At 68.8% G+C, this 17,648-nt stretch carries 14 protein-coding genes; 6 read left to right on the forward strand and 8 right to left on the reverse strand.

All coding sequences use genetic code 11. From position 1 onward, the window contains the following. Positions 1-25 precede the first annotated feature (25 nt). Positions 26-694: an alpha/beta fold hydrolase gene (locus tag ACQPWU_RS16890; RefSeq protein WP_433441022.1), complete on the forward strand. Its 669-nt coding sequence runs from the start codon at positions 26-28 to the stop codon at positions 692-694. Here ACQPWU_RS16890 and ACQPWU_RS16895 read toward each other — a convergent pair. From ACQPWU_RS16895 to ACQPWU_RS16905, 3 genes are all read right to left on the reverse strand, one after another. Further along, the gene (locus tag ACQPWU_RS16895) at positions 588-2,372 is read right to left on the reverse strand and encodes a bifunctional metallophosphatase/5'-nucleotidase (RefSeq protein WP_433441024.1); all 1,785 of its coding nucleotides are present in this window, start codon (positions 2,370-2,372) and stop codon (positions 588-590) included. The genes ACQPWU_RS16890 and ACQPWU_RS16895 overlap by 107 nt on opposite strands. A gap of 134 nt (positions 2,373-2,506) precedes the next feature. Beyond that, positions 2,507-3,166 (reverse strand): response regulator, encoded by a 660-nt coding sequence (locus ACQPWU_RS16900; RefSeq protein WP_433441026.1) that lies wholly within the window; start codon positions 3,164-3,166, stop codon positions 2,507-2,509. Continuing rightward, positions 3,159-4,352, reverse strand: coding sequence for a sensor histidine kinase (locus tag ACQPWU_RS16905; RefSeq protein WP_433441028.1), 1,194 nt, complete (start codon positions 4,350-4,352; stop codon positions 3,159-3,161). Before ACQPWU_RS16905 ends, ACQPWU_RS16900 begins: the two co-directional genes overlap by 8 nt. A gap of 132 nt (positions 4,353-4,484) precedes the next feature. Here ACQPWU_RS16905 and ACQPWU_RS16910 point away from each other — a divergent pair, with 132 nt between their 5' ends. Both ACQPWU_RS16910 and rpoB read left to right on the forward strand, forming a co-directional pair. Next, positions 4,485-5,468 carry a hypothetical protein gene (locus ACQPWU_RS16910; RefSeq protein ID WP_433441030.1) on the forward strand — a complete coding sequence of 328 codons (984 nt, stop codon included), beginning with the start codon at positions 4,485-4,487 and terminating at the stop codon, positions 5,466-5,468. Positions 5,469-5,683: 215 nt separating this feature from the next. Then, on the forward strand, positions 5,684-9,148 hold the full coding sequence (gene rpoB / locus ACQPWU_RS16915) for a DNA-directed RNA polymerase subunit beta (RefSeq protein ID WP_433441032.1): 3,465 nt from the start codon (positions 5,684-5,686) through the stop codon (positions 9,146-9,148). A gap of 130 nt (positions 9,149-9,278) precedes the next feature. On the opposite strand, the gene ACQPWU_RS16920 is transcribed toward rpoB, so the two are convergent. The 3 genes from ACQPWU_RS16920 to ACQPWU_RS16930 all read right to left on the reverse strand — a co-directional run bounded on the left by ACQPWU_RS16920 (position 9,279) and on the right by ACQPWU_RS16930 (position 12,621). Continuing rightward, complete coding sequence (locus ACQPWU_RS16920) at positions 9,279-9,587, reverse strand: SCO4225 family membrane protein (RefSeq protein ID WP_433441034.1); 309 nt, start codon at positions 9,585-9,587, stop codon at positions 9,279-9,281. An 88-nt stretch (positions 9,588-9,675) separates the two neighbouring features. Then, positions 9,676-11,280 carry a phospholipase A2 gene (locus tag ACQPWU_RS16925; protein ID WP_433441036.1) on the reverse strand — a complete coding sequence of 535 codons (1,605 nt, stop codon included), beginning with the start codon at positions 11,278-11,280 and terminating at the stop codon, positions 9,676-9,678. 420 nt (positions 11,281-11,700) lie between these two features. Next, complete coding sequence (locus ACQPWU_RS16930; RefSeq protein ID WP_433441038.1) at positions 11,701-12,621, reverse strand: DMT family transporter; 921 nt, start codon at positions 12,619-12,621, stop codon at positions 11,701-11,703. A 102-nt stretch (positions 12,622-12,723) separates the two neighbouring features. Between ACQPWU_RS16930 and ACQPWU_RS16935 the strand changes: the two genes are divergently transcribed. Genes ACQPWU_RS16935 through ACQPWU_RS16945 form a run of 3 tightly spaced genes read left to right on the forward strand, consistent with a single transcriptional unit; the run spans position 12,724 to position 17,005 of the window. Next, positions 12,724-13,320, forward strand: coding sequence for a TetR/AcrR family transcriptional regulator (locus ACQPWU_RS16935; protein ID WP_433441040.1), 597 nt, complete (start codon positions 12,724-12,726; stop codon positions 13,318-13,320). Further along, positions 13,320-15,056, forward strand: coding sequence for an ABC transporter ATP-binding protein (locus ACQPWU_RS16940; protein WP_433441042.1), 1,737 nt, complete (start codon positions 13,320-13,322; stop codon positions 15,054-15,056). Before ACQPWU_RS16935 ends, ACQPWU_RS16940 begins: the two co-directional genes overlap by 1 nt. Then, positions 15,053-17,005, forward strand: a complete 1,953-nt coding sequence (locus tag ACQPWU_RS16945; RefSeq protein WP_433441045.1) for an ABC transporter ATP-binding protein — start codon at positions 15,053-15,055, stop codon at positions 17,003-17,005. Before ACQPWU_RS16940 ends, ACQPWU_RS16945 begins: the two co-directional genes overlap by 4 nt. 72 nt (positions 17,006-17,077) lie before the next feature. Here the strand turns inward: ACQPWU_RS16945 and ACQPWU_RS16950 are convergent, their stop codons facing one another. Next, entirely contained in the window at positions 17,078-17,275 is a 198-nt protein-coding gene (locus tag ACQPWU_RS16950) for a hypothetical protein (RefSeq protein ID WP_433441047.1), read from the reverse strand. Positions 17,276-17,333: 58 nt separating this feature from the next. Next, positions 17,334-17,639, reverse strand: a complete 306-nt coding sequence (locus tag ACQPWU_RS16955; RefSeq protein WP_433441050.1) for a hypothetical protein — start codon at positions 17,637-17,639, stop codon at positions 17,334-17,336. Positions 17,640-17,648 lie beyond the last annotated feature (9 nt).

A 17,648-nucleotide genomic window follows, 5' to 3' on the forward strand; every position in this document is an offset into this window, starting at 1 on the left:
GCCTCCGCCAGCAGGGCGGTACGCGGTGACCCACCCCGAGCGGGTCTCCCGTCTGTGCCTGATCTCGCCCGACGGCTTCGCCACTCCGCTCAACCTCGGCGCGCGCCTGGCACTCCTGCCCGTGGTCGGGGAGCCGTTGTTCCGTCTCATCGGAGATCGCGCCCTCGAAGCGCGCATTCCCGGCTACTCACGCGACGAGCGCGTCGTGGCTCGCGTACAGGCCTTCCTGCCGGAACTGCGATATCAGGGCTTCAAGCGGAGCCTCATCTCCGCGATCCGGAACGTCCCCATTCACGGAGCCGAGCCCCTCTACCGGTCCCTCGACGCCGCTGACGTGCCCGTCGAGGTCATCTGGGGGCGCCAGGACCCCGTCACCCCGATGCCGTCCGAGGAGCTGGTGCGTGCGGTGTTCTCGCGCGCCGACCTCCGGCTGCTCGACGGCGTGGGACACCTGCCGCACTACGAGCGCCCCGACGAGACCCGCCGCGCTCGTCTCCGGCTTCCTCCGGGCGAACCAGGCACGGGCATGAGCCCACCGTCCCCCTCGGCCCGACGGTCACGGGCCGGCGAGCCGAGAGGGCAGGACGTCAGAGCGCGGTCACCCGGTCGAGCGCGGGAGGAGCGACCGTCTCGTTGGCCTGGAAGTAGGAGCGGAAGGCCTCGTAGTCGCGCGAGCCCCGCACCGGATCGGTGAAGCCGCCCAGCGCGCTGAATCCGTCCGCGCCGATCAGGGTGTATGCGAGCGCGGCCACCCGATAGGTCCGCCCGGCGTCCAGCGGAGCGCCGGCGATCAGCACCTTGGAGGGGTCGACCCGGTCACCCACCGGCCGCGAGGCGTCATAGGAGTACCGGACGTTGGCTGAGACGGCCAGCGGGCTGAACCGCACCGTGCCGTCGGCCTGCGTCTGCCACTGCTGCTCCAGCGCCTGCTCGAGCTGCTGCCCGGTGAGGGAGACGGTGAGCACGGGGTTCGCGTAGCCATACGTGGCCCAGGCCTCGCCGAACAGGACGGTCCCGTCGGCGTCCGCGGGATTGGTGCCCTTGGCGAAGCGCAGATCGCCGCGCAGGCTGTTGGAGCCCTTCAGCGGCGCCGTGGCCACCAGCGCCAGATCGACGGGTCCGCCGGCGTTCTGCACGGCGTCCGCGTACTCGGCATCGGCGACGAGGTTGCCCAGCGTGCTCTCGCCGTCGGCGGCGCGGGTCCGGGTGATGTCACCGCTGATCTTGCCGACCGGGCGAGCGTACGTCTGCGTGCCCCGGGCCTTCCAGTAGTCGACGAGCCGCGTCATCGCGGGGTCGGGCGTGACGTCGCGGGTGACCGGGTGGTTCACCGAGGTGGTGGCGGAGCGGATGACGTCACCCGTGCTCGGGTCGATCTTGAGGTTCATCTCGTTGATCAGGCGTCCGTGGTTGGCCGCCTCCACCACCGGCCGGGGGTTGCCCGCCGGGTCCGGGATCATGCAGTTGTTGAACAGCGCGTGCCAGTGGCCGGTGATGATCGCGTCGATGTCGGGTGAGGCCTGCTTGGCGAAGTCGATGACCGGCCCCGAGGGGTTGCTGTTGCAGCGGTCGTAGACGTCTCCCGCGGTCCCGCCCTCGTGCACGTTGGCCACGATCGCCTCGACACCCCGGCGCTTCAGCTCGGCCGCGTACTTGTTCGCGGTCTCCACCAGCGGCAGGTTGTCCAGCGCCGGCTGGTAGGACGTCGAACCGGTGACCGTGGTCGGGGTGGTCAGGTTGATGAACCCGATCCGGACGTTCTTGCCGCCGCGGACCTTCACCTTCTTGATCACGTACGGCTCGAAGATCGGCTTGGTGGAGCCCTTGCGGGTGATGTTGGCGGAGGAGATCGTGTAGCTCGCGCCAGGGAACCGGCGGCCGGTGGAGTCGGTGAAGCAGCTGTCCACGTCGACCACGCCGAAGCAGCGGCCCTTGCCCATGTGGTCGCGCAGGAACTCCAGCGACCGGTCGAGCTCGTGGTTGCCCACCGCGGTGAACTCCACGCCGATCGCGTTGAGGAACTCGACGGTGGGCTCGTCCTGGTGGTAGGCGACCTCGGTGGGCCAGCCGCTGAAGTCGTCGCCCGTCGTGAAGGTGATCGAGTTCTCGTGCCCCTGCCGAAGGTTCTTCAGATGCGTGGCGATGTACGGGGCGCCCCCCACCACGATGCTCTTGCCCTCGGCGTCCTTCACGGTGCCGTTCGCGGCGTCGTTCTGCGGCGTCAGATAGCCGTGGAAGTCGGTGAGGGACAGGAGCTGGACGTCCACGGGAGACCCCGCGGCTTCGGCGGCGCCGGCCGGCAGGAGCGTGACGGCCGATATCGCCATGGCCGCCGAGACCGTCGCCCAGCGCCGGAAGCTGCTTTGCTTCATTTTACCTACACTTGCTCTCGCTTTAATGATCGGCGGCATTAGATCATCGCCGAGTGACGGCAGGCGAGCCGGTGATGGCCGGGCAAGTGAAGAGCCGGGAAAGCAGGTGCTGCGCCGGGCGCGGGGAAGTGTCCTTACGAGGCGTCGTGGACGACGAGGGCCAGCTGCACGCGGTTGTCCAGGCCGGCCTTGGTGAGGATGCGCGAGATGTAGCCCTTCACCGTGCCGACGCTCATGTGCAGCTCGTCCGCGATGACCGCGTTCGGCTTGCCCTGGCCGACGGCGAGCGCGACCTCGCGCTCGCGTTCGCTGAGCGTGCCGAGCAGGCGCCGGGCGTCGGATTGCCGCCGGCTCTCCTCCTCGGGGACGAGGTGAGCGATCAACCGCCGGGTGACGCTGGGCGACAGGATGGGCTCGCCGTTCACGACCCGCTTGATGGCCTCGACGATCCCCTCGGGCGGCGTGTCCTTCAGCAGGAACCCGCTCGCGCCCGCCCGGAGCGCCCTGAACACGTGCTCGTCGGCGTCGAACGTGGTCAGGATGATGACCTCGGGCGCGCCCTGGCGGCTCCGCAGCCGGCTGGTGGCGTCGATGCCGTCGATCCCGGCCATCCGTATGTCCATCAGCACGACGTCGGGGGAGTGCTCACCCACGGCGGCCTGGACCTCGCCGCCGTCTGACACGGCGCCCACCACCCGCAGGCCCGGCGCGCCCTTGAGCATCAGCGTCAGTCCGGCACGTACGAGCGCGTCGTCGTCGACGATCAGGACCCGGATGGGGGCGGGCTCACTCACTGGGCCATGGTAGCCGCGCCACCAGCCGGAACCCGCCGCCGTTCACGCGCCCGCGCGGCCCCTCGTCGCCTGTTCGCCCGTGCTCCAGACGCCCGCCCACGAGCGAGACCCGTTCCTCCAGCCCGGCCAGCCCCGCTCCGGCCCCGGTCGAACCCAGCCCTCCCGCCGCTCCGAGCGGGTTGCGTACCTCGATCGTCAGCTCGCCGCCGGCCGTGCCCGAGAGGAGCACCGTGACGGACTCGCCGGGCGCGTGCTTGCGGGCGTTGGTGAGGCCCTCCTGCACCACCCGGTACGCGGTACGCCGCGTTGCCTCCGGCAGGCCGGTGAGCCGTACGCCATGGTCGCGCAGCTCGACCCGCATCCCCGCCCGCCGCGACTCCTCGATCAGCGGCGCGAGCTCCTGACCTGGTTCGGCGAGCTCGGACGAGGAGCCGTCGCGCAGCACGGAGATGACCGCGCGCAGCTCCTCCAGGGCCTGGTGGGCGCTCGACCGGATGACCCCGGCCGCCTCGGCGACCTCGCCCGGCGTCGCCTCCGCGTTGAACTCCAGCGCCCCGGCATGCACCGCCAGCAGCGAGAGCCGGTGCGCGAGCACGTCGTGCATCTCGCGGGCGAGGCCGAGGCGTTCGGCGCGGCGCGCCTCCTCCGCACGCATCCGCTGCTCGGCCTCGGCGCGGTGGGCCCGTTCCGCCAGCGACAGCATCAGCTCGCGCCGCGTCCGCGCCAGCATGCCCCAGCCGGTGAGCGCCCCGCCGATCAGCACGCCGACCAGCGCCCACACGATGTACGGCGCCAGGCCGGGAGGCCGCAGCGCGAATCTGATCAACGTCGCGGCCACCCACGCCACCCCTACCGCGACGGCGGCGGGCGGGCGCCGGTAGAGCGCCGCGATGAGCGTGGCGATCCCCGCCGCCACCGAGGCCGCGGCGGCCGGTACGGACAGCGCGATGACGGCCAGCGCCGCCGCCACCGGCCATCTGCGGCACAACCACAGCCCCGCGCAGGCCAGGATCCCGCCCGCCAGGTCGGCCGCCAGATACCACCCGGGCACGCCCGGGGCCAGGTCTCCCCAGACCACCGCGGCGGCCCCGGCGAGCGCCAGCACGAAGCCACCGGCGCCGACCGCCCAGTCGCGCCGCGACCGCATCCAGCCGGGCCGCACGTCCTCCACCCCGGCCACGAACACAACCGCCGATCGTAGCCGCCACCTCCGGCCGCCGGTAAGCAACCAAAGTCACCATCGGCAAACGACCGGAGTTGCCATAGACCGGCCTTCCGGCAGCAGCGGCCGTCCCCTGTCCTCAGGGAGCGTGGGGGCATGGTCACTTCCAAGGCACGCGGCCGCTGGGCCGCACTTCTGCTGGCCGCGCTCACCCCGGTCGTCGCCGAGCTCACGTTGGGCAACCCACCGCTCCGCCAGGCGTGGCTGATACTCCTGTGGGTGCCGATCTACGGCGCGGGCACGGTGCTGGTGCGCGAACTGGTACGCCGTGCGGGGCGGGGCTGGGCCGCGATCCTGCTGCTCGGGGCCGCGTACGGGATCGTCGAGGAGGGGCTGGCGCTGCAGGCGCTCACCAGCCCGACCATCTACGGCGTGGCCGGCTGGGCGCCCCGGGTTCTCGGGCTGAACAGCGCGTACACGGAGCTGAACATCCCCTACCACGCGGTCTTCAGCGTGGCCCTGCCGATCCTGCTGCTGGACCTGATCTTCCCCGGGCTGCGCCGTCAGCCGTACCTGGGGCGGACGGGCCTGGTGGTGGCCGGGGTGGTGTTCGTACTCGGCGCCATGCTGCTGCGGTTGACCGTGACGACCTCCATCGACCCCGGCTACCAGGCACCGCCCGAGGTGTTGATCGGCTGCCTGGTGGCCGTCGCGCTGCTCGCCGTGGTCGCGCTGCGCCTCACGCCCCGGCGTCCCGGCACGCCGTCCCCCGTGACCGCTCCCGCACCGGTGTTCGCCGGCGGGTTCGGCGCGGTGGTGGCGTTCGGGTATCTGGCGCTGCTGTTCCCCTTCGGCGGTGCCGAGCACCCGGCCTTCACGCGGGGCGGTTGGGTGGCGGTGCCGATGGTGGCGGCGGCGGTCCTCGCGGTGGCGGCCGGGTGGCTGCTCAGCCGGTGGACGACGGCGGACGCGTGGAGCGACCGGCACAGCCTCGCTCTGGCGAGCGGCGCGCTGGTGGCGCACACGGCGTTCGGGGTGATCGCCAACGGGGAGACCCTCGCCGACCGTCTTTCCCTGGCGGCGCTCGGGGTGGTCATGGCCGGCCTGCTGGCCCTGCTCGGCCGGCGCACACGCGGGTAGCCGGTCGGCTTCGGTCACGGCGCGATTGACGAATCCACCCAGGGCATGAAATAGTGATGGTGGCACCAGAGGTTGACACTAATAGTAAGCGTGGACATTAGTTTCCCATTTGCGTTATGCTGCTCCCTCGCGCTGCCTCGCGCGCCCCGGATTTCGCCGGGGCGTTTGGCGTGCGCGCAGTCCGATTCCATCCGTGCCCTCCGGAAGGACATCTGTTGGCAGCCTCGCGCAACGCCTCCGCCGTACCCGCTGGTCCCCGTCGCGTGTCATTCGCGCGCATCCAGGAGCCCCTCGAAGTTCCTGACCTTCTGGCCCTGCAGACCGAGTCTTTCGACTGGCTGCTTGGAAACGAGAAGTGGAAGGCCCGGGTAGAGGCGGCTCGCCAGGCCGGGCGCAAGGACGTCCCGACTCAGTCGGGCCTCGAAGAGATCTTCGAAGAGATCAGTCCGATCGAGGACTTCTCGGGGACCATGTCCTTGTCGTTCCGCGACCACCGGTTCGAGCCGCCGAAGTACTCAGTGGATGAGTGCAAAGACAAGGACATGACCTTCTCCGCCCCGATGTTCGTGACGGCGGAGTTCATCAATAACACCACTGGTGAGATCAAGAGCCAGACGGTGTTCATGGGCGATTTCCCGCTCATGACGCCGAAGGGCACGTTCATCGTCAACGGCACCGAGCGTGTCGTGGTCTCGCAGCTGACCCGTTCGCCCGGCGTCTACTTCGAACGTAATGTCGACAAGACGTCCGACAAGGATCTGTACGGCTGCAAGGTCATCCCGTCCAGGGGTGCCTGGCTGGAGTTCGAGATCGACAAGCGCGACAGCGTCGGTGTGCGCATCGACCGCAAGCGCAAGCAGGCCGTCACCGTGCTTCTCAAGGCACTGGGATGGACCAGCGAGCAGATCCTCGAGCGGTTCGGCCAGTACGAGTCGATGCGGGCCACCCTGGAGAAGGACCACACGGCCGGCCAGGATGACGCGCTGCTCGACATCTACCGCAAGCTGCGGCCGGGTGAGCCGCCGACCAAGGAGTCGGCGCAGACCCTGCTGGAGAACCTCTACTTCAACCCCAAGCGGTACGACCTCGCCAAGGTGGGTCGCTACAAGATCAACAAGAAGCTCGGGGTCGACTCGGAGATCTCTCAGGGCACCCTGACCGAGGACGACATCGTCTCGATGATCGAATACCTGGTCCGGTTGCACGCCGGCGAGGCTTCGGTGGGTGAGGTCGTCGTGGAGGTCGACGACATCGACCACTTCGGCAACCGCCGCATACGCAGCGTCGGCGAGCTGATCCAGAACCAGGTCCGCCTGGGCCTGGCCCGCATGGAGCGCGTCGTGCGTGAGCGCATGACGACGCAGGACGTCGAGGCGATCACGCCGCAGACCCTGATCAACATCCGCCCGGTCGTGGCGTCGATGAAGGAGTTCTTCGGCACCTCGCAGCTGTCGCAGTTCATGGACCAGATCAACCCGCTGGCCGGTCTGACGCACAAGCGGCGTCTGAACGCGCTGGGCCCCGGTGGTCTGTCCCGTGAGCGGGCGGGCATGGAGGTGCGTGACGTGCACCCGTCCCACTACGGCCGGATGTGCCCGATCGAGACCCCTGAAGGCCCGAACATCGGCCTCATCGGCTACCTCGCGTGCTTCGGCCGCCTCAACGCCTTCGGCTTCGTGGAGACCCCGTACCGCAAGGTCGTCGACGGCAAGGTCACCGGCCAGATCGACTACCTGACGGCCGACGAGGAAGACCGCTACGTCAAGGCGCAGGCCAACACGGTGCTCAACTCCGACGGTTCGTTCGCCGAGTCCCGTGTCCTGGTCCGCACCAAGGGCGGCGAGACCGAGTACGTGCGCTCCGGCGAGGTCGACTACATCGACGTGTCGCCGCGCCAGATGGTGTCGGTCGCCACCGCGATGATCCCCTTCCTCGAGCACGACGACGCCAACCGGGCGTTGATGGGCGCGAACATGCAGCGGCAGTCGGTGCCGCTGCTGAAGAGCGAGGCGCCGCTGGTCGGCACCGGCATGGAATACCGTGCCGCGACGGACACGGGCGACGTCCTCAGCGCGGAGAAGGCCGGTGTGGTCGAGGAGGTCTCCGCCGACTACATCACGGTCATGAACGACGACGGCACCCGTACCACCTACCGGGTGGCCAAGTTCAAGCGGTCCAACCAGGGCACGAGCTTCAACCAGAAGCCGATCGTGGCCGAAGGTGACCGGGTCGAGGTCAACCAGGTCATCGCCGACGGCCCGTGCACCGACAAGGGCGAGATGGCGCTCGGCAAGAACCTGCTGGTGGCGTTCATGCCGTGGGAGGGCCACAACTACGAAGACGCGATCATCATCTCGCAACGGCTGGTGCAGGACGACGTCCTGTCCTCGATCCACATCGAGGAGCACGAGGTCGACGCCCGCGACACCAAGCTGGGCCCCGAGGAGATCACCCGCGACATCCCGAACGTCTCCGAGGAGGTGCTGGCCGATCTCGACGAGCGCGGGATCATCCGGATCGGTGCCGAGGTCGTGCCCGGTGACATCCTGGTCGGCAAGGTCACCCCGAAGGGTGAGACCGAGCTGACGCCGGAGGAGCGGCTGCTGCGCGCGATCTTCGGTGAGAAGGCCCGCGAGGTGCGTGACACCTCGCTGAAGGTGCCGCACGGCGAGCAGGGCAAGGTTATCGGCGTCCGGGTGTTCTCCCGTGAGGAGGGCGACGAGCTGCCGCCGGGTGTCAACGAGCTGGTCCGCATCTACGTGGCGCAGAAGCGTAAGATCACCGACGGCGACAAGCTGGCCGGCCGGCACGGCAACAAGGGTGTCATCTCCAAGATCCTGCCGGTCGAGGACATGCCGTTCCTGGAGGACGGCACCCCGGTCGACATCATCCTCAACCCCCTTGGTGTGCCCGGCCGAATGAACGTCGGTCAGGTGCTGGAGATGCACCTGGGGTGGATCGCCGCCAGAGGCTGGGACATCTCCGGGATCCAGGAGGCCTGGGCCGAGCGGCTGCGCGACAAGGGCCTCGAGAAGGTGGCCCCGCGCACCAACATGGCCACGCCGGTCTTCGACGGCGCCCACGAGGAAGAGATCGTCGGGCTGCTCGGCAGCACCGTTCCCAACCGTGACGGGAATCGGCTGGTGCAGGGCAGCGGCAAGGCACGGCTGTTCGACGGTCGCAGTGGTGAGCCGTTCCCGTACCCGATCGCGGTCGGCTACGTCTACATCCTCAAGCTGCTGCACCTGGTCGACGACAAGATCCACGCGCGTTCGACCGGCCCGTACTCCATGATCACCCAGCAGCCGCTCGGCGGTAAGGCCCAGTTCGGTGGCCAGCGCTTCGGTGAGATGGAGGTGTGGGCGCTCGAGGCGTACGGCGCCGCCTACGCTCTGCAGGAGCTGCTGACCATCAAGTCCGACGACGTTCTCGGCCGGGTGAAGGTCTACGAGGCCATCGTCAAGGGCGAGAACATCCCCGAGCCTGGTATTCCGGAGTCCTTCAAGGTCCTCATCAAGGAAATGCAGTCGCTGTGCCTGAATGTCGAGGTGCTCTCCAGCGACGGCATGTCCATCGAGATGCGCGACACCGACGAGGACGTCTTCCGCGCCGCGGAAGAGCTCGGCATCGATCTGTCCCGGCGGCCCAACGAAGGGGCGATCAGCATAGACGAGGTCTGACCCGCTATTTCACTCCTCTCGCCGTGAAGAATGCCGGATCCGCGTGAGCGGTGGCGTGGGACCTCATTCCGGAAGGAAGAGACCGTGGCCGTGGAAGCGGCCGAGGTCGGGTCGCGGCTGAATCAGCCGTTCATCGGACGCGGCGCCCGCGAAGGAGCAGCCACAGCAGCCAGGCCTGGAAAGCGCCGCACGCCACCAGAGCGAGGGTGAGGGCGTCGCCGTCCAGGACGTCTTCCGCGATGCCGGCTTGCAGCGGGAGCAGCACTATGAGCGAGGTCGGCAGTGTGATGACCATCAGCAGCACGCCCGCCCCGATGGGGGTGCCGGAGGTCAGGGAGACGTACTCGGCATATCCGGCCGACAGCACCACGACGGCCAGATAAGAGCCGGCCACCAGCGCCGCCCTTCTTCCGTGCCTGCGCCGGAGAATCCTCGTCACGATCCTGGTCATGCCCGCCTGCCGTGTTGGTACGCGAATGAAAGGAGGGCCGGATGGCGAGCTGTCCCGCCATCCGGCCGGTGGTTCGTCAGTGCGTGGCGTTCGCGCCGTTCTTGGGATTGCCGAGGCGAACCCCCTGGCGGTAGACCCACGCCCATCTCCTGCAGGTGGAGCGCACAAAGATGTTGTACGCGTTGCAGGTCCAGTTCTTCAGCGTGTGATAGAAGACGTCGTCCACCTGGGACTTGCGGTACCTGTCGAGGTAGTACCTGTAGTTCTTGTACGTGTTGCCGATCAGCCCGTAACCGTAGTCGTGCATGTCGCAGGCCGGCCGGAAATCGAAGCCGAGCGGGCGGTCGGGCGCGTTCGTGCAGTGGTCGTAGTCGATGCCCATGACGTAGCGCTTGCTGGGCAGTTTCCGCCAGAGCGGTTTGCGCCAGCCGTAATGCGCGACCCAGGCCGCGCAGCCGGCCCTCTGGTAGTACAGCCATTTCCAGGCGTCGTTGCAGTACGACGGGTAGGCCTGCGGGTTGGAGATGTCGCCGGGGAGGAAGTCGCCCGGGTCGGGCGCGGTGGCATTGGGGTCGTTGATTCCCGTCGCGCCCTGGAGGGGGCCGCCGGCGGCCTGTCGCGAGGTGTCGGTGGCGGTCGCGGTGGGGGCCGCGGTGCCGTCCGCGAAGGTCAGCTGCCAGCCGCCGTCCGTGGGCGAGTCGATCGACGTCAGGCGTCCGATCGGGTCGTAGGCGTAGGTCGAGGAGGGAGAGCTGCTCAGGCTGGGATTGGCCGCGGTGCGCAGCAGACCGTTGGCGTCGTACCCGTAGCTGGCCACGGTCAGCGGCGCCTCCGAGCCGGAGGTGAGCGTGATCTGCTTGAGCCGGCCGGCGTAGTCGCCGAACGACGAGGAGGTGGCCGTGGTCGACGAGGCGTAGATGATCGTCAGCGTTTCCTCGGGGGTCTCGCCCGCGGCCGGTTCCTTGACGGTGCTGACGCGGCCAAGGGAGTCGTACGCCACCGTTGAGGTGCCGTAGGCGGTGTTGCCGGTGGCGGTCACCCTCCACTTGTCGGCGCTCTGCAGCCCGTCGAGCTTGTTCCAGGCGTAGGTGAGGCTGAGCTCGGCATTGCTCTGGGAGAAGTTGTCGTCGCCCGTCTCCGTGGCGCCCTTGTCCATCGCGACCGTCTCGGAGATGGAGGTGCGCATCGCCCCGGCCGCCGAATCCCACCGGGTCGTTTCGGAGATCTTGGAACCGTCGGCGCTCTCATACTTCTGGACGCCGCCGCCGTCGGGGAACGAGACGCTGCTCTTCAGGTCATAGCGGGTCGTGGTTCCCTCGTCGAGTTCGGTGACGACGATGGCGCCGTTCTGGGATTCCAGCTTCCTGTCGATCTCGCCGCCGAGGAATTCGGCCTGCCAGCCCGGCCCGAACACCGCCATTTCGGGGCGGGACACGGGCGCCGACTGCGGCCGCGCCAGGTCACCGCCCCCGGTGGCCACGCCGTGCGTACGACCGATCGAACCGGTGGGCACATCGCTCTCGTTGATCTGGAAGGTGTCGGTGTCGGTGAAGTACAGACCCGGACCGACCTGCTGGACTCCGTCCGGGTCCGCCGCATTGGCAGTGGTGGCGGATGCCGCAGGGGAGAGCAGGGGGAGTAACACCGCCGCGACAGTGACGGTGAACGTTAATCGGCGCAACCAGGCCTCCTAAAAGCGGGGGGTGATTTGATCACCTGGACAGTAGGTGATCTAAAGTCCCTCGACAAGGGCCTGGACAAATGTTTAGGGCGGTGTTCAAATCGCGTACGAAGCCACGCCTGACACAAGTGGTAAGGGTAATTTCCGGAAAGCGGGTGGGTGGTCTCCATCCGCTTTTCGGTCGTCTGTCGACCAATGTGTGAGGATCTTGCGTCTGTGCAGGTGAGCCTAGTTGTATGGGGCCACTGTGGTGATTATGTAGCGCCGTCGTGGATAATGTAATACGCACCCTCATGGCCGCGCATCAGGCGGTGTCGAGAGACTATATTTCTGTAATTCCGCTGCTATTTTCTCCAGCACCGGTCGCATGGAAAACGTTTCGGCGATATCGGCCGTTGCAAGGTGGTCCTGGCCGGTGGGTCAGGTGCGTTGGACAGCCTCTTCGGGAAGAGCAGAAACGGGGCGGCGGGCGGTCCGCTGGGTGAGGGCGATGGCGACGAGGATGACGAGGGCGCCGACCGGCTGGTTCCAGCTGATGCTCTCGCCCAGGACGGCCACCCCGGAGATCGCGGCGAAGACCGGCAGCAGGTAGGTGACCGTAGAGGTCGTGGTGACCCCGGCGCGGACCTGCACCCAGTAGAGCAGCAGGTACGCCACCCCGGTGCCGAGCCCGCCGAGCCCCGCCAGGCTCCACCAGACCGAGGCCGGCGCGTGTAGGTCCACCAGCGGCACCCCGGCCAGCAGCGTGACCACGGCCAGCTGGACCGTACCGCTGAGCAGCTGACCGGCGGCCAGCACGACCGGCGGTTCGGGGCGCCGCCCGGTGATGAAGCGGCCCATGTAGGCCCCGCCGAGCCCGTAGCAGGCCGCGGCGCCGAAGCAGGCCAGGCTGCCGCCGAGCTGTCCGCCGGCCAGCGGCTGCCAGACCCCGAGCACGACCATGACGCCCGCGAAGCCGAGGCCGAGGCCCGCCACCCGGCCGGGGGTCGGCTTCTCGCTGCGCAGCAGCAGGGTGAAGGCGAGCGTGCAGAGCGGAGTGGTGGCGTTCCAGATGGCGGCGACCACGGAGGACACGTACTGCTCGCCGTATGCGAAAAGGGTGAAGGGCAGCGTGGTGAGCACGATCGAGGCGATCTGGAAGTGGCCCCACAGGCGCGGGTCGCGCGGCAGCCGCTTGCCACCGAACAGCACGGCCGTCAGCAGCACCAGCGCCCCGATGGCCATCCTGCCGAAGGAGACCTGGAGCGGCTGCAGGACCTCCACCGCGACCTTGATGAAGAAGAAGCTGTTGCCCCAGATGGCGGCGAGCAGCAGGAAGCCGGGCAACCAAGGTTTGAGCACGGATGGGAGCGTAGCGGTCAGTGCCGACAAATAACCATTTGAACGAGTGAGTACTCGCTCATTAAGCTTCTCCCCATGACTAGAAGGCGAAGGGTGCCGGCCATGGCCCCAGAAGACCGCCGTGCCGCGCTCATCGCCGCCACGCTTCCCCTGCTGCGCGAGTACGGCGCCGCGGTGAGCACCCGCCAGATCGCCGAGGCCGCGGGCGTGGCCGAGGGCACGATCTTCGGCGTCTTCCCCGACAAGGCCTCGCTGCTGCGGGCGACGCTCATGAGCGCGTTCGACCCGCAGCCGGCGGTGGACGCGCTGGCGGCCATCGGCACGCAGACCGAGCTGCGCGCGCGACTGCGCGAGGCGGTCACGATGCTGCGGACGGGGATGAGCACCAACGCCAACCTCATCGCCGCGCCCAGGGAGCTCCTGGCCGACGACGCGGAGTTCCGCGAGCGGATGATGGACGGCCGGCGCCGGATCGGGACGGCCATCGCCGCCCTGGTCGAGCCCGACCGCGACCGGCTGCGTCGCTCTCCCGAGGGCACGGCGCACCTGCTCCTCATGCTGGTCGCGGTGAGCGTGCACCGCGGCTTCGGCCTGGGCGGCGAGTTCGGAGACATGGCCGACGAGGAGATCGTCTCCGTCCTGCTCGACGGGCTGCTCGTGCGGCCCCACACCACCCCTTCGACAGAAAGCGCCTCTTGATGCTGCTCCGTCTCCTGCGGGTCCAGCTCAGGCCGTACGGGAAAGAGATCACGCTCGTGGTCCTCTTCCAGTTCGTGCAGACACTGGCCACGCTCTATCTCCCCACACTCAACGCCGACATCATCGATGACGGCGTCGTCAAGGGCGACACCGGTTACATCATGCGCATCGGGCTGGTGATGCTCGGTGTGACGCTCATCCAGATCATCTGCTCGATCGTGGCCGTGTACTACGGCGCCAGGACCTCGATGGCCCTGGGCAGGGACCTGCGGGCCGCGATCTTCCACCGGGTGCAGGACTTCTCCGCCCAGGAGGTCAACAGGTTCGGCTCGCCGTCCCTGATCACCCGGACCACCAACGACGTGCAGCAGATCCAGCTGCTCGTGCTGATGACCTTCACGATGATGGTGGCCGCGCCGATCATGTGCGTCGGCGGCATCGTGCTGGCGCTGCGCCAGGACGCGGCGCTGTCGTCGCTGCTGCTCGTCGTGCTGCCCGTGATGATCGTCATCGTGGGCCTGATCGTGGTGCGGATGCGCCCGCTCTTCCGCACGATGCAGGAGCGCATCGACCGGATCAACCAGGTGCTGCGCGAGCAGATCACCGGCATCCGGGTCATCAGGGCCTTCGTCCGCGACAGGCACGAGCGCGAGCGCTTCGGCGTCTCCAACGACCAGCTGACCGATGTGTCGCTGCGGGTCGGGCGGCTGATGGCGCTGATGTTCCCCTCGGTCATGCTGGTGGTGAACCTGTCCAGCGTCGCCGTGGTGTGGTTCGGCGGCCACCGCATCGCCGACGGGAGCATGCAGGTGGGCGCGCTGACCGCGGTCATCGCCTACCTGATGCAGATCCTCATGTCGGTGATGATGGCGATGTTCATGTTCATGATGATCCCGCGGGCCGAGGTCTGCGCCGAGCGCATCGAGGAGGTGCTCGGCACCGAGCCGACCGTCCACCCGCCGGCGAAGCCCGTCACCCCGGAAAGACGCATCGGCGAGCTGGAGCTGCGCTCCGTGGACTTCCGCTACCCGGGCGCCGAGGAGCCGGTGCTGTCCGGCGTGGGCTTCACGGCGCGGCCCGGCCGTACCACCGCGATCATCGGCAGCACGGGCAGCGGCAAGACGACGCTGCTCAACCTCATCCCCCGCCTGTTCGACGCGACCGCCGGTGAGGTGCTGGTCGACGGCGTCGACGTACGCGAGCTCGATCCGGCCGTGCTCTCCCGGGCGGTCGGCCTGGTCCCGCAGTCGCCCTACCTCTTCTCCGGCACCGTGGCCTCCAACCTGAGGTACGGCAGGCCGGACGCGACCGACGAGGAGCTGTGGCGGGCGCTGGAGGTGGCCCAGGCCCGCGAGTTCGTCGAGGCGATGCCCGGCGGCCTGGACGAGCCGATCTCCCAGGGCGGCACGAACGTCTCCGGCGGCCAGCGCCAGCGCCTGGCCATCGCCAGGACACTGGTGCACCGCCCCGAGATCTACCTGTTCGACGACTCCTTCTCCGCCCTCGACTACGCCACCGACGCCCGGCTGCGCGCCGCGCTGGCCGAGGAGATCACCGACGCCACGATCGTCATCGTGGCCCAGCGGGTGAACACGATCCGCGACGCCGACCGCATCGTCGTGCTCGACGACGGCCGCGTGGTCGGCATCGGCGACCACGCCGAGCTCATGACCTCCTGCCCGACGTACCGGGAGATCGTTCTGTCCCAGCTCACCGAACAGGAGGCTGCAGCGTGACCACTCAAGCGCCCGCGCGGCGCCCGCAGCCCGGGTTCGGCCCGGGCAGGATGATGGGCGGGCCCGCCGAGAAGGCCCTCGACTTCGGCGGCACTTTCCGCCGCGTGCTGCGGCTGCTGCGCCCTGAGCGGGCGCTGCTGACCGTCGTCCTGGCCCTCGGCACGGCCAGCGTCGTGCTGACCGTGACGGGTCCCAAGATCCTCGGCCACGCCACTGACCTGATCTTCTCCGGCATCATCGGGGCCCAGCTGCCCGCGGGGATCACCAAGGAGCAGGCCGTGGCCGGGCTGCGTGCCAAGGGCCAGGGCACGTTCGCCGACCTGGTGTCGTCGATCAACGTGGTGCCCGGCCACGGCATCGACTTCACCGCGCTGGCCCAGGTGCTGGGCTGGGTGCTGGCGATCTACGTGCTGGCGGCGCTGCTCGGGATCCTGCAGTTCCGGCTGACCACGGTCGTCGTGCAGCGGGCGGCGTTCCGGCTGCGCGAGCGGATCGAGGCCAAGCTGGCGCGGCTGCCGCTGAGCTACTTCGACGGCCAGCCGCGCGGCGAGATCCTCAGCCGCGCCACCAACGACACCGACAACATCGCTCAGACGCTGCAGCAGACGATGAGCCAGCTCATCTCGTCCGTGCTGACGGTCGTGGCGGTGCTCGTGGTGATGTTCTGGATCTCGCCGATCCTGGCCCTCATCGCGCTGGTCACCGTACCGGTGTCGATCTACGTCACCGCGGCCGTCGGCAAGCGGTCGCAGCCGCAGTTCATCAAGCAGTGGTCCTCGACGGGCAAGCTCAACGGCCACATCGAGGAGATGTACGGCGGGCACACGCTGGTCAAGGTGTTCGGCAGACAGAAGGAGGCGGCCGAGACCTTCGACCAGCACAACGAGGCCCTGTTCGCCTCCAGCTTCCGCGCCCAGTTCATCTCCGGGATGATCCAGCCGGCGATGATGTTCATCGGCAACCTCAACTACGTGCTGGTCGCTGTCGTGGGCGGGCTCAAGGTGGCCTCGGGCTCGATCTCGCTGGGCGACGTGCAGGCCTTCATCCAGTACTCGCGGCAGTTCAGCCAGCCGCTGACCCAGGTGGCCGGCATGGCGAACCTGGTGCAGTCGGGCATCGCCTCGGCCGAGCGGGTCTTCGAACTGCTGGAGGCTCCGGAGCAGTCCCAGGAGCCCGGCAAGCCGGCGCGGCCCGCGCAGATCAGGGGGCGCGTGGCGTTCGAGAACGTGTCCTTCCGCTACGCGCCGGACAGGCCGCTGATCGAGGACCTGTCGCTGACCGTGGAGCCGGGCCAGACCGTGGCCATCGTCGGCCCCACCGGAGCGGGCAAGACGACGCTGGTCAACCTCATCATGCGGTTCTACGAGGTGACCGGCGGCCGCATCACGCTCGACGGCGTCGACATCGCCGAGATGTCCAGGGAGGAGCTGCGCGCCAACATCGGCATGGTGCTGCAGGACGCCTGGCTGTTCGGCGGCACGATCGCGGAGAACATCGGCTACGGGGCGGAGGCTGCCACGCGCGAGCGGATCGAGGCCGCCGCGGAGGCCGCCCACGTGGACCGCATCGCGCACACGCTGCCCGACGGCTACGACACGGTGATCGACGAGGAGGGCGCGACGGTCAGCGCGGGCGAGAAGCAGCTGATCACGATCGCCCGGGCGTTCCTGTCCGAGCCGGCGATCCTGATCCTGGACGAGGCGACCAGCTCGGTCGACACCCGGACCGAGGTGCTCATCCAGCGGGCGATGAGCACGCTGCGGGAGGGACGCACCAGCTTCGTGATCGCCCACCGGCTGTCCACGATCCGCGACGCCAGCCTGATCCTGGTCATGGAGGACGGGCGGATCGTCGAGCAGGGCACGCACGAGTCGCTGCTGGCCGCGGGCGGCGCCTACGCCCGGCTGTACTCGGCCCAGTTCGCCCAGGCCGTCGTGGAGGTGGATTAGAGCCGTGGCCTCGGTGCCCGCCACCACGGCGGCACCGGGGCATCCACGGCCCCGGCCGGCACTACGACCTGCTCAGGCCAGATCGCCGGGGTGATCGCCCTCTGCCCCGTGCTCGCGGTGCATCAAGGCAGCGGCGATTCCCCGGCGAGCTGTCCGGTCCGACGCCGGGTCGCCAGCCGATGCGGATTTGGCGGGGATGCGCTTGCCCAGCGCGACGAACAGCAGAACCAGGCCCACGGTCAGGAGGATGTGGCCCAGCCCGGCGATCATCGCGAAACGGGTGCGGCCGTCACGTGGTCCGGTTCGGCAATCCCGGAGCCTGCCTCACTCAGGTGCGCAGGGTGCTGGCGTCCTCGCCGGCCTTGTACGTCTTCGACACCCTCTGAAGGCGCTTCTCCTGCTCCTGGAGCGCGGTCGCCAGCAGTTGGAGCCCGGTGCCGATGTTCTCCAGCCGTTGGCCGTGTGCCTGCCAGTACGTGCGCCCGTAGTCGTCGTCGCCCACGGCGGCGCGTGCCGCGCCCGACGACGCCTCGAACTCGGTGTGAGCGCCTGACACGTCACCGGCCATGCCGTCCGCCGCGCTCGCCAGCCGGTGAAGGTGGCTGTGGCTGTAGGCGGCGCCGTTGAACTCCACGGCTGGGCA

This window comes from Nonomuraea sp. CA-141351 (assembly GCF_050944675.1).
GTDB lineage: Bacteria > Actinomycetota > Actinomycetes > Streptosporangiales > Streptosporangiaceae > Nonomuraea.

Bases quoted from the DNA above. Each gene is read 5' to 3' on its own strand.
- ACQPWU_RS16910 (WP_433441030.1), top strand. From the start codon at position 4,485: ATGGTCACTTCCAAGGCACGCGGCCGCTGGGCCGCACTTCTGCTGGCC.
- ACQPWU_RS16940 (WP_433441042.1), top strand. From the start codon at position 13,320: ATGCTGCTCCGTCTCCTGCGGGTCCAGCTCAGGCCGTACGGGAAAGAG.
- ACQPWU_RS16935 (WP_433441040.1), top strand. From the start codon at position 12,724: ATGGCCCCAGAAGACCGCCGTGCCGCGCTCATCGCCGCCACGCTTCCC.
- ACQPWU_RS16950 (WP_433441047.1), bottom strand. From the start codon at position 17,275: ATGATCGCCGGGCTGGGCCACATCCTCCTGACCGTGGGCCTGGTTCTG.
- ACQPWU_RS16895 (WP_433441024.1), bottom strand. From the start codon at position 2,372: ATGAAGCAAAGCAGCTTCCGGCGCTGGGCGACGGTCTCGGCGGCCATG.